The 26,515-nt window shown below is 33.9% G+C and carries 15 protein-coding genes and 1 tRNA gene; 12 read left to right on the top strand and 4 right to left on the bottom strand.

The genetic code is table 11. From position 1 onward, the window contains the following. Positions 1-151: 151 nt before the first annotated feature. Positions 152-499 carry a cupin domain-containing protein gene (locus tag ICJ85_RS14135; protein WP_188224453.1) on the top strand — a complete coding sequence of 116 codons (348 nt, stop codon included), beginning with the start codon at positions 152-154 and terminating at the stop codon, positions 497-499. 67 nt (positions 500-566) lie between these two features. Here the strand turns inward: ICJ85_RS14135 and ICJ85_RS14140 are convergent, their stop codons facing one another. Next, on the bottom strand, positions 567-1,595 hold the full coding sequence (locus ICJ85_RS14140; protein ID WP_188224454.1) for a LacI family DNA-binding transcriptional regulator: 1,029 nt from the start codon (positions 1,593-1,595) through the stop codon (positions 567-569). 153 nt (positions 1,596-1,748) lie between these two features. On the opposite strand from ICJ85_RS14140, the gene ICJ85_RS14145 reads away from it, so the two are divergent. After that, the gene (locus ICJ85_RS14145; RefSeq protein ID WP_188224455.1) at positions 1,749-2,795 is read left to right on the top strand and encodes a sugar kinase; all 1,047 of its coding nucleotides are present in this window, start codon (positions 1,749-1,751) and stop codon (positions 2,793-2,795) included. An 11-nt stretch (positions 2,796-2,806) separates the two neighbouring features. Beyond that, entirely contained in the window at positions 2,807-3,475 is a 669-nt protein-coding gene (locus ICJ85_RS14150) for a bifunctional 4-hydroxy-2-oxoglutarate aldolase/2-dehydro-3-deoxy-phosphogluconate aldolase (protein WP_188224456.1), read from the top strand. A 48-nt stretch (positions 3,476-3,523) separates the two neighbouring features. On the opposite strand, the gene ICJ85_RS14155 is transcribed toward ICJ85_RS14150, so the two are convergent. After that, positions 3,524-3,985 carry a hypothetical protein gene (locus tag ICJ85_RS14155; protein ID WP_188224457.1) on the bottom strand — a complete coding sequence of 154 codons (462 nt, stop codon included), beginning with the start codon at positions 3,983-3,985 and terminating at the stop codon, positions 3,524-3,526. A 168-nt stretch (positions 3,986-4,153) separates the two neighbouring features. Between ICJ85_RS14155 and trxB the strand changes: the two genes are divergently transcribed. Further along, entirely contained in the window at positions 4,154-5,128 is a 975-nt protein-coding gene (trxB, locus tag ICJ85_RS14160) for a thioredoxin-disulfide reductase (protein WP_188224458.1), read from the top strand. Positions 5,129-5,243: 115 nt separating this feature from the next. After that, positions 5,244-5,318, top strand: a tRNA-Pro gene (locus ICJ85_RS14165). 195 nt (positions 5,319-5,513) lie between these two features. Here the strand turns inward: ICJ85_RS14165 and ICJ85_RS14170 are convergent. Next, positions 5,514-7,988 (bottom strand): glutaminase family protein, encoded by a 2,475-nt coding sequence (locus ICJ85_RS14170; RefSeq protein ID WP_188224459.1) that lies wholly within the window; start codon positions 7,986-7,988, stop codon positions 5,514-5,516. Between the two features lie 385 nt (positions 7,989-8,373). On the opposite strand from ICJ85_RS14170, the gene ICJ85_RS14175 reads away from it, so the two are divergent. Continuing rightward, positions 8,374-10,182: a glycoside hydrolase family 2 protein gene (locus ICJ85_RS14175; RefSeq protein ID WP_188224460.1), complete on the top strand. Its 1,809-nt coding sequence runs from the start codon at positions 8,374-8,376 to the stop codon at positions 10,180-10,182. Positions 10,183-10,265: 83 nt separating this feature from the next. Here ICJ85_RS14175 and ICJ85_RS14180 read toward each other — a convergent pair whose 3' ends face one another. Beyond that, positions 10,266-14,234, bottom strand: a complete 3,969-nt coding sequence (locus ICJ85_RS14180) for a hybrid sensor histidine kinase/response regulator transcription factor (RefSeq protein WP_188224461.1) — start codon at positions 14,232-14,234, stop codon at positions 10,266-10,268. Between the two features lie 262 nt (positions 14,235-14,496). Here ICJ85_RS14180 and ICJ85_RS14185 point away from each other — a divergent pair, with 262 nt between their 5' ends. The 6 genes from ICJ85_RS14185 (at position 14,497) to ICJ85_RS14210 (ending at position 26,426) form a co-directional block, all read left to right on the top strand. Continuing rightward, positions 14,497-15,681: an aldose epimerase family protein gene (locus ICJ85_RS14185; RefSeq protein WP_188224462.1), complete on the top strand. Its 1,185-nt coding sequence runs from the start codon at positions 14,497-14,499 to the stop codon at positions 15,679-15,681. 384 nt (positions 15,682-16,065) lie between these two features. After that, positions 16,066-19,125, top strand: a complete 3,060-nt coding sequence (locus ICJ85_RS14190; protein ID WP_317173091.1) for a SusC/RagA family TonB-linked outer membrane protein — start codon at positions 16,066-16,068, stop codon at positions 19,123-19,125. Between the two features lie 8 nt (positions 19,126-19,133). Next, a complete protein-coding gene (locus ICJ85_RS14195; RefSeq protein ID WP_241739555.1) occupies positions 19,134-21,191 on the top strand; it encodes a RagB/SusD family nutrient uptake outer membrane protein in 2,058 nt (685 codons plus the stop codon). A gap of 16 nt (positions 21,192-21,207) precedes the next feature. Then, entirely contained in the window at positions 21,208-22,191 is a 984-nt protein-coding gene (locus ICJ85_RS14200) for a DUF4973 domain-containing protein (protein WP_188224463.1), read from the top strand. A 51-nt stretch (positions 22,192-22,242) separates the two neighbouring features. Next, a complete protein-coding gene (locus tag ICJ85_RS14205; RefSeq protein ID WP_188224464.1) occupies positions 22,243-23,679 on the top strand; it encodes an IPT/TIG domain-containing protein in 1,437 nt (478 codons plus the stop codon). 290 nt (positions 23,680-23,969) lie between these two features. Then, complete coding sequence (locus ICJ85_RS14210; RefSeq protein ID WP_188224465.1) at positions 23,970-26,426, top strand: glutaminase family protein; 2,457 nt, start codon at positions 23,970-23,972, stop codon at positions 26,424-26,426. Positions 26,427-26,515 lie beyond the last annotated feature (89 nt).

Genomic DNA, 26,515 nt, shown 5'->3' on the forward strand with positions numbered 1-26,515 from the left:
TCATATTAGAGTAAGAAAGAGGGACTTTAGTCCCTCGTGTAACAAACCTATGGACTTCAAGTCCATAGTGGTTTAGTTTATCCTAGATTAAAAACGGATTCATTTAAGCTTTCTATTTTAAAATCTTACATTTGAGAAAACTATTTAAATTATGGCAAATTTTGGTGCGAGTAAGGTGTTTTTATTAGGGGATGATATCGAGTGGGAAGACTTAGGCGGCGGTATTAAGCGCAAAATAATGGGTTACGATGACAATATCATGCTGGTGAATGTAAGCTTTGAAGCTGGAGGAGTTGGAGCGATGCATAAACACCCGCATGTGCAGGTCACTTACGTGGCAAGTGGAGAATTTGAATTCACCGTTGGAGATGCCGTGAAATTAGTAAAAGAAGGCGACGGACTTTATATTCCTCCAAATACCATGCATGGTACGGTTTGTAAAAAGGCTGGTGTTTTAATTGATGTGTTTAATCCTATTCGTGAGGATTTTATGCAGTAGTATAAAAACAGAATAGTTAATAAAAAAGGTTTCAAGATTCTTGAAACCTTTTTTATTTGGAGGCGCATTACCTCTTTTTATTTGATGAATCTCTAACAATAAGCTCGGCACCTAAGATAACTTTATTCAGGGTTTGCTTTTTGTTAGGTGTTTTTACACGTTCTAAAAAAGTTAGTGCAGCTTGTTTTCCAATTTCGGCACTATGCTGATTTACTGTTGTGATTGAAGGCGCTACTAAGGCAGTAAAAGGTTCATTTCCAAAGCCTACCAAAGCAATGTCTTCAGGAACTCTAACATGCGCTTCTTCAAGTGCTTGTAGCGCGCCCAGAGCGGCGTAATCGGCTGCCACATAAACAGCATCCGGTCTGTTTTCTAAGGCTAATAATTGTTGCATTTGCTTTTTCCCATCTTCAATGGTTAAACTACTTTCAATTAGTAATTCGTTTTCAAGAGGTAAGTTGTACTTATTAATCGCATCAACGTAGCCCTTAACTCGGTTATTGAAAATTCGGGTATGTCGGTAGCCACCAATATGTGCTATGCGTTTGCAGCCTTGTTCAACTAAATGCTCTACAATCATATGGCTACTATCGTAGTCATTAATTCCAATGTAATCGACATTTAAATCGTTTTCACCACGGTCGAATAAAATTAACGGAATACCTTTCGACTTTATTTTTTCGTAATAATCTAAATCTACAGTTTCATTAGCCATAGAAGCGATAATACCATCTACCTGAGAAAATAACAAAGTGTCGATATTACTACATTCTTTTTTGAAAGATTCGTTAGATTGTGTAATGATGATGTTGTAGCCTTTCTTGTTTAAAACCTCCTCAATATTTTGAATGACTGACGAAAAAAAGTTGCTGTTGGTTCGTGGAACAATTAAACCAACCAGATTACTTTTACCACGACGAAGGGCACTGGCCAGGTGGTTGGGTTGGTAGTTTAGTTTTTTAGCCACCTCTTTAACAGCTTCTTTGGTTTTGTCACTAATGCGGGAATCGTCGTGTAAAGCTTTAGAAACTGCGGCCGGCGAAATGTTTAAAACATTAGCAATGTCTTTTATAGTTGATTTTTTTTTGTTGGTCAATTTTTTTATATATTTGCTTAATCGTTTAAGCAAAATTACTGTAATACTTTTTATAATCAAAATTAAGTATTTTGATAATGGTAATTTTTTTTTCTAAACACTGCTTAAACGTTTAACTAAATTTTGAATAAATAATTAATAACTATTAAAAAAATGAGTAAAGTAGTAACTTTTGGTGAGATCATGCTTCGTTTGGCTCCTCAAGGATTTAAAAGATTTTCGCAAGCAGATAATTTTGATGTTGTGTATGGTGGTGGAGAGTCTAACGTTGCCGTTTCATTAGCTAATTATGGTGTATCTGTAGATTTTGTAACGCGTTTACCAAAAAATGATATTGGAGAATGTGCAATGATGGAAATGCGTAAACGTGGTGTTAACGTAGATAAGATTATCTGGGGTGGTGACCGTTTAGGAATTTATTTCTTAGAAACTGGTGCCGTATCAAGAGGTAGTAAAGTGGTTTACGATCGTGCGCACTCGGCTATGGCTGAAATTGAAGCTGGAATGGTGGATTGGGATGCTGTTTTTGAAGGTGTAGAGTGGTTCCACTGGACAGGTATTACACCTGCAATTTCTCAAGGTGCTGCCGATGCTTGTTTAGAGGCTGTTAAAGCTGCTAGCGCAAAAGGTATTACTATTTCAACAGACTTAAACTACCGTGCTAAATTATGGAAATACTGTGATGACGCACATAGAGAAGCTGTAATGACTGAGTTAACATCTTATTGTGATATTGTTTTAGGAAACGAAGAAGATGCTGAAATGCACTTCGGTATCAAACCAGAAGGAATTACAGTTCAAACGCAAGGACACGATGTTAAAGCAGAGGCGTTTTTATCAGTTTGTAAGCAAATGATGGAGAAATTCCCAAGAGCTAAAAAAGTAATTACTACGTTAAGAGGTTCTATTTCTGCATCACACAATACTTGGGCTGGTGTATTATATGATGGAAACAAAATGTTCGAAACGCGTCAGTACCAAATCACAGATATCGTTGATCGCGTAGGTGGTGGAGATTCATTTATGGGAGGTTTAATCTACGGATTATTAAAATACCCGGAAGATGATCAAAACGCTTTAGATTTCGCTGTTGCCGCATCTTGTTTAAAACATACGATTAAAGGGGATGCGAACTTAGTTACTGTTTCAGAAGTTGAAAAATTAATGGGTGGTGACGCTTCAGGTCGTGTAGCTCGATAAAATATTTAAAAATGGCACAATATACAAGATTAGAAGTAGCTCAGGCTATGAAAGAAACAGGAATGATTCCTTTATTCTTCAATAGTGATATCGAGTTAAGTAAAAAAGTATTAAAAGCGTGTTACGATGGTGGCGCTAGATTATTAGAGTTTACTGCACGTGGCGATTTCGCTCACGAAGTTTTTGGAGAATTAACTAAGTATGCTATTAAAGAACTTCCTGGAATGATTATGGGAGTGGGATCAGTAACTGATGCTGCTGCTGCTTCATTATATATGGCTTTAGGGGCAAACTTTATTGTAACTCCAGTTTTACGAGAAGATATCGCTATCGCTTGTAACCGTAAAAAGGTATTATGGTCGCCTGGATGTGGAAGTTTAACTGAAATAGCAAGAGCTGAAGAGCTTGGTTGTGAAATCGTTAAATTGTTCCCTGGTGATTTATACGGACCTAAATTCGTAAAAGGTATTAAAGGGCCTCAACCATGGACAAGCATTATGCCAACAGGTGGTGTATCTCCAACCGAAGAAAACCTTAAAGGTTGGTTTGATGCCGGAGTAACTTGCGTTGGTATGGGATCTCAATTAATTTCAAAAGAGATTTTGGCGAATAAAGATTATGTAAAATTAGAGCAGGATGTAAAAGCTGCTTTAGAGATAATTAAATCTGTTAGAAAATAATTGTAAAATTTTCTAAAAAGAAAAGGTTGAACATGAGTTCAACCTTTTTTATTTTATTCTGTGATAGATTTCACCATAAATAGGGTTTCCTAAGCTGTCTTTTTCTGTTTGCATATAGGAGTCTTCGTTTATAAAGACAATATCTAATCTGTGTATACTATCTTTTTCTAAAACAGTAAGCAAGGCTTCAGAACCATATTCAGTGTGCTCAGCTAAGGTATCATTTTTAAAGGTATAGTTTCCGCTACCAAACCATTCTGAGGAATCGTACGAGGTAAACCTATTCCACATAAATTTTTTCTCAGAAAACATTTTCATTTGTATAAATTTCTCAGAAGTTTTAATGGTATCCACAGATCCATCACCGCTATAATTTAAATAACTAGTCATTTTCCATGCGCCTTTTAAATCAAGTTCATTGGTTGGAGCAGCTTTTTTGAGTTCAGCCTTGGGTTTTTGGTTACAGGATAGTAAAATTGTAGTACAGAGAAGTAAGAGTATTGATTTCATAATTGTCTTATTTGGTTATTAGTCAGATTACTACAATTTACGAAAAAAATGTGATGAAAGCGAATGAAGATAATAACTAATTATGGTCTGATAATATCTTTTGATAACTTTCGTATTAGTTTTCTATTAAAAATTCTAATTTTGTTTTAATTAAAATTAGTAGCAATTATGTCAGATACAATAGAAAGAGTAAAGTGCTTAATTATCGGGTCGGGCCCAGCAGGGTATACAGCAGCGATTTATGCAGCACGTGCTAATATGAGTCCGGTATTATACCAGGGAACGCAACCAGGCGGACAGTTAACAACCACGAATGAAGTTGAGAACTTTCCAGGCTATCCACAAGGGATTACAGGACCAGAAATGATGATGGAATTACAGGCTCAGGCACAACGTTTTGAAGCCGATATTCGAGACGGATGGATTACTAAGGTTGATTTTTCAGGTGATGTTCATAAAGTATGGGTAAATGATGAAAAGGAGATTCATTGCGATACGGTAATCATTTCAACTGGAGCTTCAGCAAAATATTTAGGATTAGAATCTGAACAAAAATATTTGAAGTTAGGTGGTGGTGTATCGGCATGTGCGGTATGTGATGGCTTCTTCTACAGAAACCAGGAAGTGGTGATTGTAGGTGCCGGAGATTCAGCTTGTGAAGAAGCACACTACTTATCCAAGCTTTGTAAAAAAGTAACCATGTTGGTAAGACGCGATGAATTTAGAGCGTCTAAAATCATGGCAGAACGTGTGGCTAACACCGAGAATATCGAGATTTTATTCAATACAGAAACCGATGAAGTTATTGGTGACGGACAAGTGGTAACTGCAGTTCGAGTTTATAACAATAAGACTAACGAGAAACATGAGATTCCAGCAACAGGATTCTTTGTGGCTATCGGGCATAAACCAAACACCGATATCTTTAAAGATTATTTAGACTTAGATGAAACAGGTTACATTATCAATAAACCAGGAACGGCAAAAACCAATGTTCCGGGAGTGTTTGTAAGTGGTGATGCCGCCGATCATGTATACCGCCAGGCAATTACAGCAGCCGGAACCGGTTGTATGGCAGCCTTAGATGCTGAGCGTTATTTAGCTGCTAAAGAAGCTACAGTAGAGGCTTCTGCTGCGGTATAAAGTATAAATTTAAATAAAAACAAAAAGCCGAAGTATTTACTTCGGCTTTTTGTTTTTATTTAAAAGTTTTTGAAATTTATTAAAAAGTATTTTCTTTGATTATAAGTTTCAATATCGGGATGTGGCGCAGTCCGGTTAGCGTACACGGCTGGGGGCCGTGTGGTCGCAGGTTCGAATCCTGTCATCCCGACTTTTCTCACAAAAAAACATCTGTTTAATAAGTGTTATCCCTAGGCAGATGGAAAGGTAGGATAATGGAAGCTACAAACTATAAACGGTTGTTGTAAGTGTTTATTTATTGTTGAAGTTTGTATTTATGAGATATAAAAAGACCCCTCAATGAGGGGCCTTTTTATATCACGATTCACTAATTGTTAAAGGTAATCTACTTTTCTAAAACTTTTAAAAGTTTAATAAAATATCCACCCACAACAGAGCGAGCTTTAAAGTTTATACGTTTTGCGTTCGTAGTTTCATGAAAGTCGCTTATTGGCTCTCTACTCGGAGTTTCATTAGCATAGGTCCATACAGGATTAATTAAAGCATCAAAATCGCTTTTGTTTTCGGCTAGGGTTGCTGTCCACATAATCCAATCAGATTTTGTGTAGGTTCTTCTACTATCCAGAGGTAATCCATATTTGTTTTGTTTTGTTAAGTAATATTTGATTTCCTTTCTAGGAATAGATTTTGAGAAAATATTTAAATCTAATATTTCATCCCAAACAAGATTGTATTTTTGACTCCAAGTGTTTTTAGCCTCAAAAGCTAAACTATAGTGGTCTCCGTCGTTATCAATTTTTTCCCAATCTTTAGCTAATTTTTTTGCTACTCTTATGTATTTTTTTTCGACATCTTTCTTTCCTAACATACCAGCAAGTTTACCATAAGATGCAATACCCATAATTGCTTTTACAGATAAATTTGCGTTTCGAGCTAAGTGACCAGCAAAATCATCAGTACATAATTGGTTTCCTGGATCAAAACCATTATCAACTAAATAGTCGGCCCATGTAGTAAGGGTTTCCCAATGTTTTTCTGCATAATTAGCATGACCTTCTCTTTGAGCAATTGCAGCTGTTAATATAATCATGTTACCAGCTTCTTCTACAGGCATATCTTCACCGTAAATATGGCCAGTAGCAACAGGATAAACACCTAAGTCATGCGTTGGGTAAGGTTTAGACCATTTACCGCTTTTTTCACTGTAATAAAAAATACCGTTTAGCATGCCTTTTAACAAATCAGGATTGTAAATCAAAAACAGCGGAGCAGATGGGTAGGTAACATCTACAGTATTAATAAATCCACCACTATTGTTTTCTTTTGAAAGAAAAAGAATTTCTCCTTCAGGACTTTCTACTAAGGAATGAGCAGCTATGGCTTGTCTGTATGTTAAAAGACATAAATCGGCATATTTTTTACCACCAGCATTTAAACAATCATTATATAATTTTTCATCAAATGCTTTTACTCGTTCTATTACATCGTTATATTCATTTGAAGCTGTTGCTAAAGCATTATCCATAGAACTTCCATCTTTTTTAAACCAAGGCTTTAATTTGGTATCAAAATAGTTAATGCTATATATCTCATCATATCCAAACATAAAAAGAGAACTTACTTCTTCAGATCCAATAGTACCTAAATCACTAATAGTATTTAATACTAAATTTTTACCGGTAACTTCTGTTTTTGTATTTATTTTTTCATTAGATACGAAAGGAAGCAAAGACGTGTTTATTTCACTGATATAGTGTTGTGTTTTACCTGAGTGGGCAGATAAATAAAAGTATCCCCAATCTACACGCATATCATCACTCTTTTTCTGTAAAACAGGTTGCTCTACAGTCCCTGCTTTAAGAATATTGAGGTTGTTTTGTGTGTATTTAGATACAACAACCTCTTGTTGAGGTGAATATACTGCAATATTACTTGAAGCACCAATATATAGTTTAGCTTGATGCTTTCTATTATCTTTTGATTTTACATTCACTGATAAATAAGATATTGGTCTACTCATCAGATTTAAATCATCTAGTAATAACGGCGAAGTAAAGGTAGCTGTAAGTACCATGTTATCACAATCAAATGTATAAATGGTTTGGTTAGCATTTATAACAACGTCTGTTTGCTTGGCTTTTTTTATTGTTAAGTTTTGCATAGATGGAGCTTCGGTAACTAAACCAGCATCTAAACATTGTCCTCCTGCTGTATTTTTTATATGAATGGCTAATACGTTATTTTTTGATTTTAAAGATTTAATATATTTTTTATCAATAGGAATGTATTTGTAACTATGTTGCCAACCTTCTGTTTCATAAATTTTGTCTCCGTTTAAATAAACTACAACATTATCATCATGTCTAAGTTTTAAATACAGGTTTTTTAAATTAGTGTTATTCAAATCGAAAGAGCGTCTGTACCAAAGATCATTACTTTTCCATACTGTTTTAGCATCCCTTGGGTTATCACTAAAAGGGGCTCCCCCTTTTTTCCAAGAGCTACTATCATAGTCGGCTTTTTCCCATCCAGACTTTGGTTTTGATTCAGAGTAATCTGCTTCATAATTAATTTCATCCGAAGCGGCTAGAACAGATTCATAGATTTTTGTTTCAGCACCAAGAAAACGATAATAAGAATCATCTACTTTTAAAATGCCCAGTAAAGAGTGATCTTGATTAGTCCAGTGTTGTGTAGCTGAACCATTAAGTTCTGAATCTTTTGACCAAATGCTAAAGTTTGGATTGTGGGTGATTAATGGATAGGCTGGAGCTCTAAGTTTTTCTTGAGCGCACAAGGTTGTTGCTTCAATAATTAATAAAAGAAGACTGAAAATTTTGATGTGTTTTGTTAATCTCATTTAGTTTAAAATTTCTTTTGTTATTAATTTTAAGTAAAGCATGTATGTGTTAACAATCATAAAGGAGATTAAAAACTTATTTTTACACGGTTTACTAGGGTGTTCAAATATAAGAGGCAGGGAAGTATAATCTTTTATCAAATAGTCTCACTATTCAATATTATGTGTCAATGTTAAAACGAATACACCCTTATAAGCCTTGTTTGGTTAGTTTTTATGAAACAATGACACAAGCAAAAATTAAAAAATAAAGAAATATACGCTTCTTTATAAAAAAAAATTATTTGATGAAATTCAAGAATGAATATTATCGAAATTACAAAGCGTGAATTGGAATAAATATTTATGAATAACATCTAAATCAACTAACATAAATAATACGAAAATGAAAAAACAGAAACTCTTTATTTTATTTGTAATGTTTACCACTATTCTTACTGCTCAGTGGAAGCCAGCTGGAGATAAAATTAAAACAAAATGGGCAGAAGTTATAGATACCGATAATGTCTTAAGTGAATACCCAAGACCTATAATGCAAAGAAGTGATTGGAAAAATTTAAATGGGTTATGGAAATATAGCATAACAAAATATGGTAATGATAAGCCTAAAATTTTTGAAGGCGATATTTTAGTGCCGTTTCCAATAGAATCTAGTTTATCAGGGGTTATGAAAACTGTGGGTTCATCGAAGGAAGTTTGGTACGAAACCAATTTTACTGTACCAAAAAAGTGGAATGGTAAACAAATACTGTTGCATTTTGGTGCTGTCGATTGGAAAGCGGATGTTTGGATTAATGATGTTAAGGTAGGATCGCATACAGGAGGTTATACGCCTTTCTCATTTGATATAACACCGTTTTTAGGTAATGGTTCTCAAAACTTAACGGTAAAAGTATGGGATCCTACAAATGATGGACAACAACCTAGAGGTAAACAGGTGAAAAATCCAGACGGTATTTGGTATACACCAGTTACAGGTATTTGGCAAACCGTTTGGTTGGAACCAACGAATACTAAAAGTATAGAAAATATTAAAGCATTGGCTAATATAGATAATAATACAGTCAAAATAAATGCGGATGTAAAAGCAGCTTCATATGGGGATGTCATAGAGGTGACAGTTTTTGATGGAGAAAATGTAATTTCGAATGTAAAATCAGAAGCATCTCAAGATATTAATATTTCTATCCCAAATGCTAAATTATGGTCGCCAGAATCACCTTTTTTATATCGTACGAGGATTAAATTGATTAGTAGAGGAAAAGTGGTTGATGAAGTTAAGAGCTATTTTGCCATGCGAAAAATATCTTCCAAAAAGGATGAAAATGGTATTGTAAGAATGCAATTAAATAACAAGGATTATTTTCAATTTGGTCCTTTAGATCAAGGTTGGTGGCCTGATGGATTGTATACAGCGCCTTCAGATGAAGCCTTGAAATACGACATTATAAAAACAAAGGAGTTAGGTTTTAATATGATTCGTAAACACGTAAAAGTTGAACCAGCTCGTTGGTATACACATTGTGATGAATTAGGAATTTTGGTATGGCAAGATATGCCTAATGGAGGAGTTTCTCCACAATGGCAAAGTAGAAAGTATTTTGATGGGAAAGAATTGAAAAGAACTGCTGAATCAGAACAGATTTACAGAAAAGAATGGAAAGAGATTATGGATTACTTGTATTCTTACCCTAGTATTGTAGTTTGGGTTCCATTCAATGAAGCATGGGGGCAATTTAAGACAGAGGAAATAGCAGATTGGACTAAAGCATATGATTCAAGTAGATTAGTAAATCCAGCTAGTGGAGGAAATCATTACAGAACAGGAGATATATTGGATCTTCATCATTATCCAGGGCCAAATTTATTCTTGTATGATGCAGAGCGTGTTACGGTTTTAGGCGAATACGGAGGAATAGGACTACCTTTAGAAAATCACCTTTGGAAAACCAATAATAATTGGGGTTATGTAAAGTTTAAAAATTCAAAAGAAACTACAGATGAATATGTAAAATACGCACAACACTTAATGAAATTAATAAAACTTGGTTTTTCAGCTGCTGTTTACACCCAAACAACAGATGTAGAAGGGGAGGTCAATGGATTTATGACTTATGATAGAAAAGTTGATAAATTGGATTTTGAAAGAGTTAATGCTATTAATAAGCAAGTTATTAAAACACTACAAAAGTAAAAACAGTTACTTTTGAGAAAATAAAAAAAGCCCTTTCATTTGGAAGGGCGTTTTTTTTATGCTTTTAAGAGATTATATTTCTGTTAGAGTTGAGAATTTATATATTCAGAAGGTGTCATATTGAATTGTTTTTGAAAGTTTCTACCAAAACTAGTTTGAGAATTATACCCTACCATTTCTGAAACTTCATAAATTTTGTAATTCCCTTTTTTTAGTAATTCAGCACCTTTTTTCAATCTAGAAATATTTATAAGTTCATTTGGACTTAAGTTAGACATTTCTTTAATTTTTCTGTAAAGTGTAGATCGACTCATATTCATTATATCGCATAAAGTGTCTACATTAAAATCAGGATTCGAAATATGTTGAGAAATTATTTCATCTAATTTATCTATAAAGGTTTCATCGGCTTTTGAATGTGCAATACTTCTAAAATGTGCTAAGGGAGAACTAGCATAGTAGGCTAATATATTATTTCTGTTTTCTATTAAATTATTTATCTGGGTTCTTAAATGAGGTAATGAGAAAGGTTTAGGGATATAAGCATCTGCTCCAGATTCAAGGCCCTCAATTTTCGAATTTAAAGCATCTTTAGATGTTAGCATAATTACAGGAATATGACTGGTTTCTATAGATGATTTGATGGTTTTACAAACTTCAAATCCATTCATTTCAGGTATTTTAATGTCCGTTACTATTAACTGGATATTTTTGTCTTCTACAATTTTTAAGGCATCAATGCCATTCGTAGCTTTGAAAATTTTATAATCATTACTCAAATCTTTGGCCACATAATTCAAAAGATCAATATCGTCTTCTATTAATAATATTTTAGTTTTATTATCGTTGTTATCTAAATCTGTAACGAGGTTATCGGACACATCTATAATATTAATGTCTTTTGAATTGCTATGAATTTTAAATTCCTTTTCTTGATGGATTGGAAGATTTAATATAAACGTATTCCATTGTTTTTCTTTAACTTCGAATGTTAAACTTCCATTGTGAAGTTTGGTGAGGGAGTGAGCTAACGCTAAACCAATACCGGTTCCAATTTGGGTTTTGCTTTCAGAAACCCTGAAGAAAGGACTAAAAATTTTTTCAAATAAGTGAGAAGGAATTAATTCTCCATTATTTTGAATTTTTAATACGACTGATTCTTCAGAAACACTTAATGTAATCTTAATTTTATCTTGAGAATACTTAATGGCATTTTCTATGAGGTTACTCAGTACTTTTTTGATGGCTTCTGCATCAAGATATGCGTAAACATCCGTTGATCCTAGGTTTAGTTCACAATCTATATTTTTGTCTTTTATAATTTCAGAAAAACGTTGATACGTGTTATTTATTAAGCTAGTAAAATTAGTTTCGATAAAGGTGAGTTTTAAATTTTCAGCTTCCGTTTTTCTAAAATCCAATAGTTGATTCACTAAATCTAAAAGTCTAGTAGTGTTTTTTTCCATTACGGAGAGGCTGTCCTTTATCTCAGAATTAATGGAATAGGTTTGTTTTAGTAGCTTATCCAATGGTACTTTAATAAGAGTTAAAGGTGTGCGTATTTCATGAGATATGTTGGTGAAAAACTCAATTTTAGCTTGATAGATTTCTTTTTCTTTAATATTGTTAAGTTCTTTAATTTTCTGATCATTTATAGACTTATTTCTTTTATGGTAATATCTTATGGTTAGATAAATAGAAAGAATAAAAAGTATTGTATAAATAAAATAAGCTAAATTGCTTTTCCAGAAAACAGGCAGAATTTTAATTTCTAAAGGAGGTGATTCAATAGTTTGATCACTATTATAATTTAAAGACTTAACTTTGAACTTGTAACTGCCCGCAGGTAGTTCTGTGAAAAAAACTTTATGATTGTTTTTTAAAGAAATCCATGAATCGTTAATACCTTCCATTTTATACCAATATTCAGTAGTTTCAGGACCAGAGAAACTTAATGCAGCAAATTCTAAACTGAATGATGATTCATTAGGTTTAAGTTGTATTTTATCAAGAAAAGTTATTGATGATTTTAATGGGGAGTTGGGAGCATTAACGATAGCTTTTTGATTGTTTATCTGTAAACCAGTAATTAAGGTTTTATAACTATTTGTATGTGTCTGGAAGTTTTTTGGATTAAAACTTATCAATCCATTTACACTGCCAAAATACATTGTTCCATCCGGAGCTTTATATGAGGAGTTGTAGTTAAATTGATCACTTAATAATCCATTTATCTTTTTGTGGATTTTTTTAGAACCATTAAGAGGGTTAAAAGCAACTAAACCATTAGCGGTTGTAATCCATAGTTTGTTAGGATGCTCTTCTAAAACTGAATAAAATGTATTACTAGGAAAGCCATCCTTTATTGTGAATTTATTAATTTTTGTTTTAGCACTATCTAATACATTTAAGCCATTCTCAGTTGTAATCCAAATATTGTTTTTACTATCCTGAAATAGTCCGTTAATACAATTATTACTAAGGCTAAATTGTGTGTCGTTTTCTTGATGATAACGTCCGCCTTGTTTTGTGTGTGGATTATAGTAAAATAAGCCACTGGTATTTGTTCCCGCCCATAGAATACCTTTGTTATCTTCCAGGAAAGTAGTGTAAAAATTGTTTTTAGGAATTCCTTCAATTGGAATAAAATCACCTGATTTTTTGTCAAAATATTGTATTGCAGACCCTGTAATTAGAATAATTTTATTGGTTTTTGTTTTGTAGATTGAATAAATAAAATTATCAAGTAAATTGTTTGGGCCTCCAGTGTTAAAGTTTGTTTTTATTTTATCAGTATTAATATCTAAAACATCTAACCCATGATCAAAGGAACCTATCCACACTTCATCATCAATAGGTAAAAGACCATGAATATTATAGTGAGATAGGATCCCTCCTTTGCTTTTAGCTGTATAATTTGTAAACACTCCTGTTTTAGGGTTAAATTTGTTTAAACCAGCATCTTCAGTTCCTATCCATAAATTTCCATATTTATCCGAATGAATTTCTCTAATTGCATTACCGCTAATTGAGTTTTGAGAAGGATTTGGGAAATACTTTTTAAAGATGCTATACTGTGGCGTATAATAATTTAAACCACCAAAATAGGAGCCTGCCCAAACACCTCCTTGATCATCAATCGTTAAGCAATAAATGGCATTATCAGATAAACTATATGGGGTATTGTAATCTTTAACTAAGTTTATACAATGGTGGGTAATTAAATTATAAATGTAAATTCCAGTTTCTGTAGCAATCCATAGCTCTTCATTTCCATTTAAGACAAAATCTCTTACATATAGGGAGTTTTTTAAATTAGGTAATCTATTTTTTACTAGTTTTTTTTTGTTTGTATCAAAAACTAAAACGCCATGGTTAGTTGTTCCTACTAGTAGCGTATTTTCATTTAGACTAAAAATTTTGGTTATTCTAAAAGGAGTCTTTGAATCTTCTTTTACATTCAGTAGATATGTTTTAAACGAATTGTTTGCTTTAACATATTTATGTAATTTAGTTGAGGAAGTCACCCATATTTCATTAGTTTTAGATTTAGCAATTGAAGTCGCATGAAAATTATCATGAGAAGAAAATATATGTGTTTCTTTGGTGTTAGGATTATATTTATGGACTTCCGAAGAAGCTATAAACCATAAATTACCGGACATATCATTTTCTATTCTTTCTATTGATTTACCATTTGTTTCTTCTATAAAGTCAAAATTTTCTTGTCGTTCATTATAACAGAATAAGCCATTATTAGTACCAACCCATAATGTATTATTAAATTCGTGTAAAGCTCCAATACTGTTTCCTTGTATGCTTTTAGAATCTTCAGGGTTATTTTGAAAAAGTTTAAAAGAGTATCCATCGAATCTATTAAGTCCATTTTTTGTTCCAAACCACATAAAACCATTTTTATCTTGTATAGAACTTAAGATCGTATTATGAGATAAGCCATCTTCAACTTTGTAATGTTTAAAATAATATTCCTGACATTCTATTCCGAAAGCGCTTAACAGAGTAATATATAAAGTAATTATTCCTTTTTTCAAACTTTTAAATTTTTTCGAAATATAAGAATTTAGGATTCAACAAATAATTTTTTTCTTCAACATTATTGTTCAAAAGTGTTAATTATTGATTCAGAATGCAGATTAAGAACAGAACTAAAGAATTTATGCAACAAATGAATGGTTAAAATTGTATTAAAAAACATTTTATTTGAAAGGCTATCAATTGCGCTGTATTGTGAAATGAAATGTTGCAATGGATATTAGCTGCCAACTAACCAAACCAAATTAAGAAATTAGACTAATGAAAAAAACAAAAATTAAAGTTAATGTATTGTTGATTTTGTTAACAATTTTAGTTTTTTCGTCCTGTAAGGAAGAAACTAAAAAAAATGTTGATGCCAATATAAAAGTAGAAGACACAAAAAAAATCAACTTATTAGATTCAAAAGGTTTTGATACAATTGTTAAAGGAAAAAAAGTAAAGTTATACTGGCTTGAGAAAAATGATGTCAAGTTAGCTATTACAAATTATGGAGGGCGATTTGTTGGGCTTTGGGTTCCTGATAAAAATGGAGAATTGGTTGATGTAAATATTGGACTAAAAAGTGTAAAAGACTATATAGAAAGTACAGAACCTTATTTTGGAGCAACGATTGGTAGGGTAGGAAATCGAATAGCAAAAGGGAAGTTTAGTTTGGAAGGTAAAGAGTATTCTATACCAACAAATAATGGAATGAATGCCTTACATGGTGGTTATAATGGGTTTCAAGATGAGGTATGGGAGGCTAAACAGTTAAATGCTTATACTCTCGAACTTAATTACACCTCTATTGATATGGAGGAAGGTTTTCCAGGTAATTTGAAAGTGAAAGTGACTTATTCTTTAACAGATTCTAACGCTGTAAAGATGGAATATCAAGCTACAACAGATAAACCAACAGTCGTTAATTTAACAAACCATGCTTTTTTTAATTTAAATGGAGAAGGTAGTGGAACAATTTTAAATCATTCTTTACAAATTTATTCAAATACATTTACTCCAGTAGATTCTGGGCTTATTCCAACAGGAGAATTAAAGGAGGTTATGGGTAGTTCTTTTGATTTCATGAATCCTCATACTATAGGTGAGCGTATTGATGACAAGAACAAGCAGCTGGAGTATGGCGTGGGATATGACCACAATTACGTACTTAATGGCACCCAAAAGAAAGGTATGAATCATGCAGCTACTGTTATTGGTGATAAATCTGGAATTAAAATGGATGTTTATACTCTAGAGCCAGGGATACAATTTTACAGTGGTAATTTTATGGAATCTAAAAATGTTCTCAAATCTGGAGTTAAAGATGATTTTAGGACAGCTTTTTGTTTAGAAACACAACACTTTCCAGATGCTCCTAATCACCCAAATTTTCCTTCAATAATTTTAAATCCAGAAGAAAAATATCAGACTGTGTCTGTTTATGAATTTTCAATTCAAAAATAGTATGTACTTCATTTTAGCTGGTTAATTACAAATTAATTTGTATTAAACCAAAGGAGTAGTATTAATTAAAATAGTTTATAAAGAGAATCAATAACTATAAATATAACGTGTATGAAATAAGATGAAACCAAAATCACAAAAATTAAATAGATTTACCATTTTTAATTTTCTGATTGAACTAGAAATTAACTAAACTAAACAAACTAAATTATGAAAAAAAATATTGTCAGGGAGAGTTTAATTCCAATAACCATGGATTCTTCTCTTGATCTATATCTTTTTAGAATAAATCTAAAAAGAAGACTTTTACCATTTTTATTTTTATTGTCACTATTTAGCACTCAGGCATACACAAACTCAAATTCTTTCAAAAGCGAGCTAACAGTGAGTGAAATTTTAGGTGATGAAGAAACGCTAACAACACCCCTGCAGCAGATTGAAATTAAAGGTCAAGTTTTGGCTGCTTTAGACAATGCTCCTTTACCCGGAGCAAGTATTCTTGAAAAAGGTACTAAAAATGGTGCGGTAACTGATTTTGATGGAAATTTCACTATAAAAGTTACGAATGAAAATGCCGTTTTAGTTGTTTCCTATATGGGGTATACAGCACAAGAGGTTCCTATAAAAGGAAAGTCAAAATTAGAAATCGTTTTATCTGAGGCGGCAGATAGTTTAGATGAAGTTGTTGTGGTAGGATTTGGAGAGCAGAAGAAAATATCGTTAACTGGAGCAGTTAGTACTGTAGATTTGGAAGATATAAAAGTAAATCCTACTTCAAGTGTATCAAATGCCCTTATTGGAAATGTCCCTGGAATTATGGGTATGATCCAATCAGGTCAGCCTGGAAAGAACATTTCTGAATTCTGGATTCGTGGAATATCTACTTTTGGGGGAGGTAGCAATCCTTTGGTACTTGTAGATAATATTGAACGAGATATAAATGAATTGAACATAGAGGATATTAAAACGTTTACAGTGTTAAAGGATGCGGCAGAAACCGCTATGTATGGTTCTAGAGGAGCAAATGGGGTTATATTAATTACCACTAAAAGAGGTAGTGCAGGCAAAATAAAAATTAATTTTAAAGATGAATTCATCTACAATACGCGAACCATTACTCCTGACTTTGTAGATGGTTTAACGTATGCTAATTTATTAAACGAAGCACGTATCACACGTAATGAAGCTCCAATTTATCAGCCTGAAGAATTGGAGATTTTGCGTTTAGGTCTGGATCCTGATTTGTATCCAAATGTAGATTGGAAGGATTTACTACTTAGAGATGGGGCCATGACATATCGCGCTAATTTGAATATGAGTGGAGGGGGACCAACTTCTAGATATTTTGTTTCGGGTAGTTATGTGAACGAAGGTGGTATGTATGAAGTTGATAAATCATTAAAAGATGATTATAATACCAATGCAAATTACAAACGCTGGAATTATCGACTTAATGCCGATTTTGATATAACTCCAACAACTGTGGCTAAAGTAGGAGTAGCAGGTTCTCTTAGTAAGAGAAATAGTCCAGGACTTGGTGATGCCGATTTTTGGGGCGCGCTATTTGGTTATTCTCCTATTCGAACACCTGTTCTTTATTCTAATGGCTATGTGCCTGCAGTAGGAACAGGAAATCAGACAAATCCTTGGGTCATGGCTACTCAAACAGGGTTTAATGAGAACTGGGTAAATAAAGTACAAACAAATATTACCGTAGAGCAAAATTTTGACTTTATAACCAAAGGACTTCGTATGAGAGGAATAGTGGGCTACGATATTCAAAATAGAAATAATATACAACGTCGAAAATGGCCAGAACAATGGCGAGCTGCTCGAGCTCGTGATGCCAATGGCGATTTGGTGTTTACGCATATTTCTAACCCAAGTGAATTGACTCAGTCTAGTAATTCTTCGGGGAACAGACTTGAGTTTTATGATCTAATGGTTAATTATAACCGCAGTTTTGGTAAACACCATGTTGGTGGAGCTATGCGTTTTACCCGTGATGCATTTGTACAAACAGTTGCTCTGGGTAGTGATATAAAAAATGGTATTTCCAGACGAAATCAGGCATTAGCTGGACGTATACTTTATGACTGGAAAAATAAATATTTTGTAAACTTTAATTTTGGATATACTGGTTCAGAAAACTTTGCTCCAGGAGAGCAGTACGGTTTTTTTCCCGCTATCTCAGGTGCTTGGAATATTGCAGCAGAGCAATTCGTTAAGGAAAATGTGAGTTGGCTTAAGTTGTTTAAAATTAGATATTCATATGGTAAAGCAGGAAACGATCAGTTAGCTGGGGGAGAGCGTTTCCCATATTTATACACGATTTCAGAGCTTAATGGCGGTGGTTATCAGTGGGCTGATTTTGGTTCTGATAGATCATACAATGGTATGATATATTCTCAAGTAGCCTCTTCTAACGTTACTTGGGAGGTTGCTACTAAACAAAACCTCGGTTTTGACATAAGATTTAAAGGTATTACAGCTAATTTAGATTTGTTTAATGAAGAGCGTACAGGTATTTACATGCAAAGGAATTTTTTACCTGATATGGTCGGGTTAGAAAGTACGCCCAGAGCTAATGTAGGAATTGTGAAATCACGTGGTCTTGATGGTCGTCTATTATATCAGAAACAGTTAGGAGAGTTTATCGTAACGGCAAGAAGTAATATTACTTATAGTAAGAATGAAATTGTAGAACGCGATGAAGAAAATAATGTATATGCTTATCAAAATGAAGAAGGTTATCGTGTAAATCAATCCAGAGGCTTAATAGCTTTAGGTCTTTTTAAAGATTACGATGATATTCGAAACAGTCCTACACAAAATTTTGGAGAATACCAACCAGGAGATATTAAATATAAAGACGTAAATGGAGATGGTGTTATTAATGATGGTGATCGGGTGGCCATTGGTGCAACAAGACGTCCTAATCTGATATATGGAATGGGAGCTTCTGCTACCTGGAAAGGATTTAGTCTTGGAGTTCATTTTCAAGGAGCAGGTAAGTCTACTTTCCCTATTTATGGAAAAACAGTCCAAGCATTTCGTGAAGGAGAGTGGGGGCAGGTTATGAAAGGAGTTATGGGCGATAATCGCTGGATTTCTGCTGATATTTCAGGAGACCCGTCTACAGAAGACCCTAATGCTTCTTATCCTAGACTGAGTTTTGGGGATAATCGTAATAACTTTAGAGAATCAACATTCTGGTTAAGAGATGGTAGGTATCTTCGCCTAAAGACGTTAGATTTTGGTTATAAATTACCCAATAGTTTGACTAACCGAATAGGTATTAACACTGTTAGATTGTATGTGGTTGGAACTAATTTAATTACATGGTCGAAGTTTAAACTTTGGGACCCGGAGTTGGCAACACCTCGAGGGGAAGGTTATCCTCCAGCCAAATCTATAACCTTAGGAATTAGTCTTAATCTGTAAATTGAAAAATGATGAATAAAAAAATATTATATATAGTAGTCTTACTTGTGATTAGTTTAGGGACATTCACGTCGTGTAGTGATTACCTTGATTCTAGTTCATATTTTAAAGATCGTCTCACTGAAGAAAAGGTTTTTCAAAGCAAAGTATATTCAGAAGAATGGCTTGCTAATGTATTTGAAGAACTAAGGGGTATCAATGCAGATGTTGCCAGTAAAGGGGTTACACCTCATAACTTTGCAGACGACATGTATTATGGCGATAGAGATAGTGATTATGACCCATCAAAAGATGAGCTTTCCTATAATAAGTTCAAAATGGGGTTATATACTGAAAATGCAAAGCAAGGCACTTGGACGAGATGTTATCGAGGTATTCGCAATGCCTCTACCTTCATTCATAACATTTATATGAATACAGAGATGTCTGAAAATGAAATTGAAGATTACAGAGGGCAGGCCCGATTTGCAAGAGCTTATTTATATTGGTTATTGTTACGTAAATATGGTCCTATTCCATTATTGCCCGATGAAGGATTAGATTACACCGACAGTTATAATGATCTGGCAATTCCACGGAGTACTTACGAAGATTGTGCTGAATTTATTAGTAATGAAATGTTACTTGCAGCGCATGAAATGGAGGCTTTAGGCATGGTGCGAGGTCAGGATGGTTCTGCAAGACCTAGTGTAGGTGCAGCCTTGGCTACCCGTGCAAAAGTGTTGATTTATGCGGCTAGCCCCTTGGCAAATGGTAATAATTCAACTTTTGCAACGCAATTAGTCGATGATCAAGGAAATATGTTGCTTTCTCAAGATTATCAAGAAGAAAAATGGGCAAAAGCGGCGGCGGCGGCAAAAGACGTTATTGAACTTGGTATATATCATTTATATACAGTACCTGTTCAGTTAACTGGAGATGACGCCACAATTATACCTCCGGATGATAATAATTTTTCAGGAAAAGCCTGGCCGGATGGTTGGGCCGATATTGATCCTGCCAAATCATATGCTCAGGTTTTTGATGGAACATTGCTTCCTTCAGGAAATCCTGAATTGATTTTTACCAGAGGAAATAACCAAGATGGAGAAAGTATAAGATCTATGGTAGCCCACCAACTGCCTCGTTCTGCTACAGGTTGGAATACACATGGCTTAACACAAAAGTTGGTTGATGCTTATGCTATGAATGACGGTACGGATATACCTGGTAAAGATATGGAGATTGGTCGTGGTGATGGTTCGTCTCGTGTAGGAGGTTACGTAACACAAGAGGATTATGATGCTGGGTTGTACAGGCCTTTGATGCCAGGTGTTTCCTTGCAATATGCCAATCGAGAACCTCGATTTTATGCTTCTGTAGCTTTTAATGGTAGTTTCTGGTCTTTACTTAATGAGTCGCAGGAACGTAACCGTAATCAACAAGTATTTTACTACCGTAATGATCCAACAGGAAATGGATTCAATTCATCTAATGCATATTGGTTACGAACTGGATTTGGAGTGAAAAAATACGTTCATCCTAGTGATACGTTTGAGGGAGGAGATATAGGTAATATTGTATTTAAATCTGAGCCAGCTATTCGCTATGCCGATATATTACTTATGTATGCAGAGGCGTTGAATGAATTAGATGGGGCATATACTATTCCTTCTTGGAATGGTGGAAATTACAACATAGCACGTGACATTGTCGAGATACAAAAAGGAATACACCCTGTACGCATCCGTGCTGGTGTGCCTGACTATCCTGTTAGTGCATACAGTGATAAGAATGAACTAAGAAAAAGAATAAAACGTGAACGTTTTATAGAACTTTTAGCAGAAGGACAACGTTATTATGACTTACGTCGATGGATGGATGCTGATGAAGAAGAAGCTTTACCTATATATGGTTGTAATATTCTTATGAGTGAAGGGGAACGCGATCTTTTTCATCGACCTATAGCTGTATGGGCACTTGAAACAACCTTTGCAGATAAAATGTGGTTTTGGCCAATTAGCTTTTCCGAACTTAAACGAAATAGCCGTTTGACACAAAATCCAGGTTGGAAATATAACGATTAATAAAACATATAGCATCATGAATAAATCATTTATACTGTTTCTTTCGCTCACGCTACTTTTTATTAGTAGTTCATGCAATGATGAGTGGACCGAAGAACAATTTGAAAATTATATATCATTCAAGGCTCCTGTAACAGAAGAAGGAGTTAGTAATATTTACATTCGCTACAAAGGAGATGAGAAAACAACATTTCAACAGCCTTTAATTGTAAGTGGTTCTACTACAAATGATAAAAATTATACAGTACATGTAGCTGTAGATCCAGATACATTGGATATACTTAATTATGAACAATTTCAAAGTCGAGAGGATTTTTATTATAAGGAGTTAGATAGTAAATATTATTCTATTCCTTCTACCGTAGAAATCAAGGCCGGTGATAATACCTCGTTAATGCCTATTGATTTTACATTAAAAGATATTGACATGGTAGATAAGTGGTTACTTCCTTTAACTATAGAAGAGGATCCTTCTAATAAGTATACAGCGAACCCTAGAAAGCATTATAAGAAAGCCCTTTTACGTATAAATCCGTTTAATGACTATTCTGGTACGTATAGTGGTACTGCTCTTAAGACGGTGATGGAAGGATATGAAAATGAAAGCCCTATTGTAAAAGCAGAAATTCGTGCCTATGTGGTAGATGAAAATACCGTGTTTTTTTACGCAGGTAATATAGATGAAGATCGCCAAGACAGAAAAAATTATAAAATTTATGCAAATTTTGAAGAGAATGGTTCAGTAACCTTATCTGCAGATAATCCAGACATGAATTTTCAGTTAAATAAAGATGCAAGTTATACTATTAATGAGCAGATGGATGAAGTTCGTCCATATCTCTTAAGAAGATATTTAACCATTAATAATATTGATTATCAGTTTTCAGATTATACAATGGTTCCTGATGTGAATATTAACTATAAAGTTTCAGGTTCGCTAATTTTAGAGCGTCGATTGAACACTCAAATTCCAGATGAAGACCAGGCTATTGAGTGGTAAATATGGAAGGTTAATATAATGCTAAAATTATGAATTTAAAAAACTAAAACTATGTGTTTAAATATAACATTCAATAAGAGATTTTATGCTCTTTGTTTAATACTAGCTTTTATAGGCATTAGCTTTTATAGCTGTGACAGTGACGGAGCGGATGGTACAAGTCAGCCTTTTGACCCTTCTAAACCTGTTGAGGTTTCTGGATTTATTCCTAGTGAAGGTGGTGCAGGACAACGACTTGTAATTTATGGAACAAATTTTGGAACGAATCCTGATATTGTAAAGGTTTTTATTGGAGGAAAAGAAGCAACGGTTATTAATGTAAATGGAGAAGCACTTTACTGTTTGGTTCCATCTCAGGCATTTGATGGGGATATTGAAGTGCAAATAGGTGAAGAAGGTAGTCAGGTTGTTGCTTATTCAGAAGAAAATTTTAATTATCAACGCAAGATGGTTGTATCTACAGTTATTGGGTACAAAAATGATCGAGGTGATGAGCCATGGAAAGATGGTGTATTCAAATCTGATGACCCGAATGAAATGGCCAGTGGATTCTGGAGACCATCATTTATGAAGTTTGACCCGCTTAATCCAAAGCATTTATGGACCGTTTTTGATGGTAATAATGGGCTTTATCTATTTAATTTTGCCGACAGCACGGTTACAAAAGTGCGTTCAGATTTAAGCCGTCCTAGGAGTATTGATTTCACTGCCAATGGACAAGATATTATTCTAGCGGAATCTTTTCCGGGTGAAAATGACAGAAATACGTCTTTATTGACTCGAGCGGCGGGTTTTCAAGACAGAGAAGTTTTAACAAGGTATAAGGGGTGTGCAGGAGCTTCGGTTCATCCAAATGGCGAGTACTATTTTAATAGTTTTGAAAAAGGACAGTTCTTCAGATATGATTTGAATAAATATTTTGAAGTAGGATTAGGTGATAAAGATTTTGAACAGTTGTTTGTGGTTCAAGATCCGGGATGGGAGTTTAAAATTTTTATACATCCTACAGGTAATTATGCTTATATCGTTGTGATTAACAAGCATTATATTTTGCGTTGTGATTATAATTGGGATAAGAAACGATTTAATCAGCCTTACTTGGTATGTGGTCAATTGGGAAGTGCGGGCTATCAGGATGGTGTAGGTGCTGCAGTTCGTCTACGGAATCCTTATCAAGGAGTATTTGTGAAAAACAATGATTATGTTGAGGCGGGTAAACCTGATGAATATGATTTTTATTTTACGGAACAATTTAATCACGATATTCGAAAATTGACTCCGGAAGGAAGTGTAACAACCTTTGCAGGAAGAGGAAGTTCCAGTATCAATCCTGATCCATATGGATATGTAAACGGGGATTTGAGAGAAGAAGCCAGATTTGACAGACCTTCTGGTCTAGCCTATAATGAGGAGGAAGGCGCTTTTTACATTGGAGATCAAATGAATCACCGTATTCGTAAAATCGCTCTAGAGGAAAAAGAAGAATGATTCTGAGGTTATTAAAAAAAGATTAGAAACAGTCTTTAAAGATAATTTTTGTTTTAATGATTAGACCTGAGCCTATTACTAAAATATTCGCTTATGGCCAGGTCTAATTATGTGTGTTTTATTGTATTTAAAAAGTACAATAAAATTAAGGGGTAATTACAGCATTTTTATTAATAACCTTCACAGTTTGATGGTGTGCTAGTATTAGAAATAATAAAACACTATAAATTAAAAATCAAGAATCTGCCTTATAAATTCAAAATATAATTTTTCAATAAAATATAAACTACATGTTAAAAAAACTTTTACCTACATTATTAGTATTTGCTGCATTCTTCATGAATGCGCAAAAACGTCAAGCACCAGCTTACCCTTTAATAACTCATGATCCGAATTTTAGTATCTGGTCTATGACGGATGCACTGAACGACGAGCCTACCAAGCATTGGACAGGCAAAGATCATTCTTTGTTGGGAATGATAAAAGTGGATGATTCTTATTATCGTTTTCTTGGAGCAGAGACAAAAAACTATGAAACTGTTTTAGCTGCCTCAGATGAAATGGCTTATCAAGCAGATTATGTAGAAACAAAACCAAATTTCGGTTGGGAAAAAACGAATTACAATAGTAGCTCTTGGAAGAAGGGACCTGCTCCTTTTAGTAATGATAAAAGGAATGCTAAAACTATTTGGACCAGTGATAATCTTTGGTACAGACGCTCTTTCGATTTAAATAAAACTAATTTAAAGAACCTGTATTTAAAACTTAGACATGATGATAATGTTGTGGTTTATTTAAACGGAGATAAAATTTATGAAACTGAAGGTTGGCAACATCATTATAAATACATTCAAATAAGCCAGGACATTGTTAATAAATTAAAACAAAAAAATAATGTACTAGCCATTCATATTAAAAACACAGCTGGAGGACAATGGTTAGATGCTGGCTTGGTTACTGAAGCTCCATCTGTGGAGAGTATTGAAATCATAAAAGCAAAGCAGAAAAGTGTAGAGTTTAATGCAACACAAACCATTTATGATTTTGAATGCGGAGGTGTAGATGTTAAACTTACATTTACTTCACCGTTATTGATGGATGATTTGGATCTGATGTCTAGACCAGTATCTTATATTGATACAGAGATTAGATCAAATGATGGGAAAGCACATGAAACCCAATTGTATTTTGGAGCTTCATCAGATATTGCAGTTAATACTCAAGATCAAAAAGTTATTTCTGAAAAGTACAATTCAGGTAAGTTAAGTATTTTGAAATCAGGAACAGTAGAGCAGCCTATTCTAAAGAAGAAAGGTGATGATTTAAGAATCGATTGGGGATATTTATATGTTGCAGTTCCAAATAAAAAATCAGTAGAGCAGTTTGTTTCAAATGAAATTTTATTAAACCCCTTTTCTACAGATAGAAAAGTTGAGCTTAACAATAAAAAACTACTTTTAAATACGGTTATTAATACAGGTAAAGTATCTAATTCGTCTGTAAAAGAAACCATCATGTTGGGATACGATGACATATATTCCATTAATTATTTTGGAACGAACCTTCGTCCATGGTGGAATAAAGATAACTCTAGTTCTATTGAAAAGGAACTGGCAGCAGCATACAAAAATTATACAAAAATAATTAAGAAGTGTATTGCATTTGACGAAGAACTTTATCAAGATGCTTTAAAAGCGGGCGGAAAAGAATATGCAAATATATTAGAAATAGGATATAGGCAAGGTATAGCGGCACATAAATTGGTTGAAAGTCCTCAAGGGGAAATTCTATTCCTTTCAAAAGAAAATAACAGCAATGGATCTATTAATACAGTAGATGTAACTTATCCTTCGGCTCCACAGTACTTAGTGTACAATCCAGACTTGTTAAAAGGTATGCTAAATGGGATTTTTTACTACACAGAAAGTGGCAAGTGGAAAAAACCTTTTCCTGCACATGATTTAGGAACATATCCTATTGCAACTGGACAAACTTACGGAGGAGATATGCCTGTAGAAGAGGCAGGGAATATGCTAATCTTAACTGCAGCTATTGCAATGGCTGAAGGTAATGCAGACTATGCTGAAATGCATTGGGAAACATTAACCTCTTGGGTGAAGTATTTGGAGAAGTCGGGATTAGATCCTGAAAATCAGTTGTGTACAGATGATTTTGCGGGGCATTTAGCTAGAAATGCTAATCTTTCGGTAAAGGCCATTGTCGCGATTGCCGGATATGGATATTTAGCAGAGCAATTGGGTAAAAAGGATGTTGCAGAAAAATATTCAAAACTATCTAAAAGTATGGCTAGAGAATGGATGCAACTTGCAGATGCAGGAGATCATTATGCTTTAACCTTTAATGATAAAAATACCTGGAGTCAAAAATATAATTTGGTTTGGGATAAAATTATGGGGTTACATACGTTTCCAGAAGAGGTTATTGATAAAGAGTTAAACTACTACCAAACAAAGCAAAATGCGTATGGTCTACCTTTAGATAATAGATCAGATTATACAAAGTCTGATTGGATATTGTGGACAGCAACCTTAGCAGATGACAATTCACTTTTTAAAAAGATCGCTAATCCAGTTTATAAATTCGCTATTGAAACACCAAGTCGCGTACCAATGAGTGATTGGCATTTTACCAGCACAGGAAGAATGACTGGTTTTAAGGCAAGGAGTGTAGTTGGTGGGTACTTTATTAAACTGCTTGCTAAAGAGTGGGAAAATGGTAAAAGATAAATAGTTTTTAATTATTATAAATTTAAGAATAAAGTCTCCAACAAGTAACTTTCAGTGGTGATGTCTTATATAAAGGGTCATGCGCTATA

The organism is Aestuariibaculum marinum, assembly GCF_014596975.1.
Classification (GTDB): domain Bacteria; phylum Bacteroidota; class Bacteroidia; order Flavobacteriales; family Flavobacteriaceae; genus Aestuariibaculum; species Aestuariibaculum marinum.

Bases quoted from the DNA above. Each gene is read 5' to 3' on its own strand.
- ICJ85_RS14185 (WP_188224462.1), top strand. From the start codon at position 14,497: ATGAAAAAAACAAAAATTAAAGTTAATGTATTGTTGATTTTGTTAACA.
- ICJ85_RS14200 (WP_188224463.1), top strand. From the start codon at position 21,208: ATGAATAAATCATTTATACTGTTTCTTTCGCTCACGCTACTTTTTATT.
- ICJ85_RS14155 (WP_188224457.1), bottom strand. From the start codon at position 3,985: ATGAAATCAATACTCTTACTTCTCTGTACTACAATTTTACTATCCTGT.
- ICJ85_RS14150 (WP_188224456.1), top strand. From the start codon at position 2,807: ATGGCACAATATACAAGATTAGAAGTAGCTCAGGCTATGAAAGAAACA.
- trxB (WP_188224458.1), top strand. From the start codon at position 4,154: ATGTCAGATACAATAGAAAGAGTAAAGTGCTTAATTATCGGGTCGGGC.
- ICJ85_RS14205 (WP_188224464.1), top strand. From the start codon at position 22,243: ATGTGTTTAAATATAACATTCAATAAGAGATTTTATGCTCTTTGTTTA.
- ICJ85_RS14170 (WP_188224459.1), bottom strand. From the start codon at position 7,988: ATGAGATTAACAAAACACATCAAAATTTTCAGTCTTCTTTTATTAATT.
- ICJ85_RS14145 (WP_188224455.1), top strand. From the start codon at position 1,749: ATGAGTAAAGTAGTAACTTTTGGTGAGATCATGCTTCGTTTGGCTCCT.
- ICJ85_RS14210 (WP_188224465.1), top strand. From the start codon at position 23,970: ATGTTAAAAAAACTTTTACCTACATTATTAGTATTTGCTGCATTCTTC.
- ICJ85_RS14195 (WP_241739555.1), top strand. From the start codon at position 19,134: ATGATGAATAAAAAAATATTATATATAGTAGTCTTACTTGTGATTAGT.
- ICJ85_RS14175 (WP_188224460.1), top strand. From the start codon at position 8,374: ATGAAAAAACAGAAACTCTTTATTTTATTTGTAATGTTTACCACTATT.
- ICJ85_RS14135 (WP_188224453.1), top strand. From the start codon at position 152: ATGGCAAATTTTGGTGCGAGTAAGGTGTTTTTATTAGGGGATGATATC.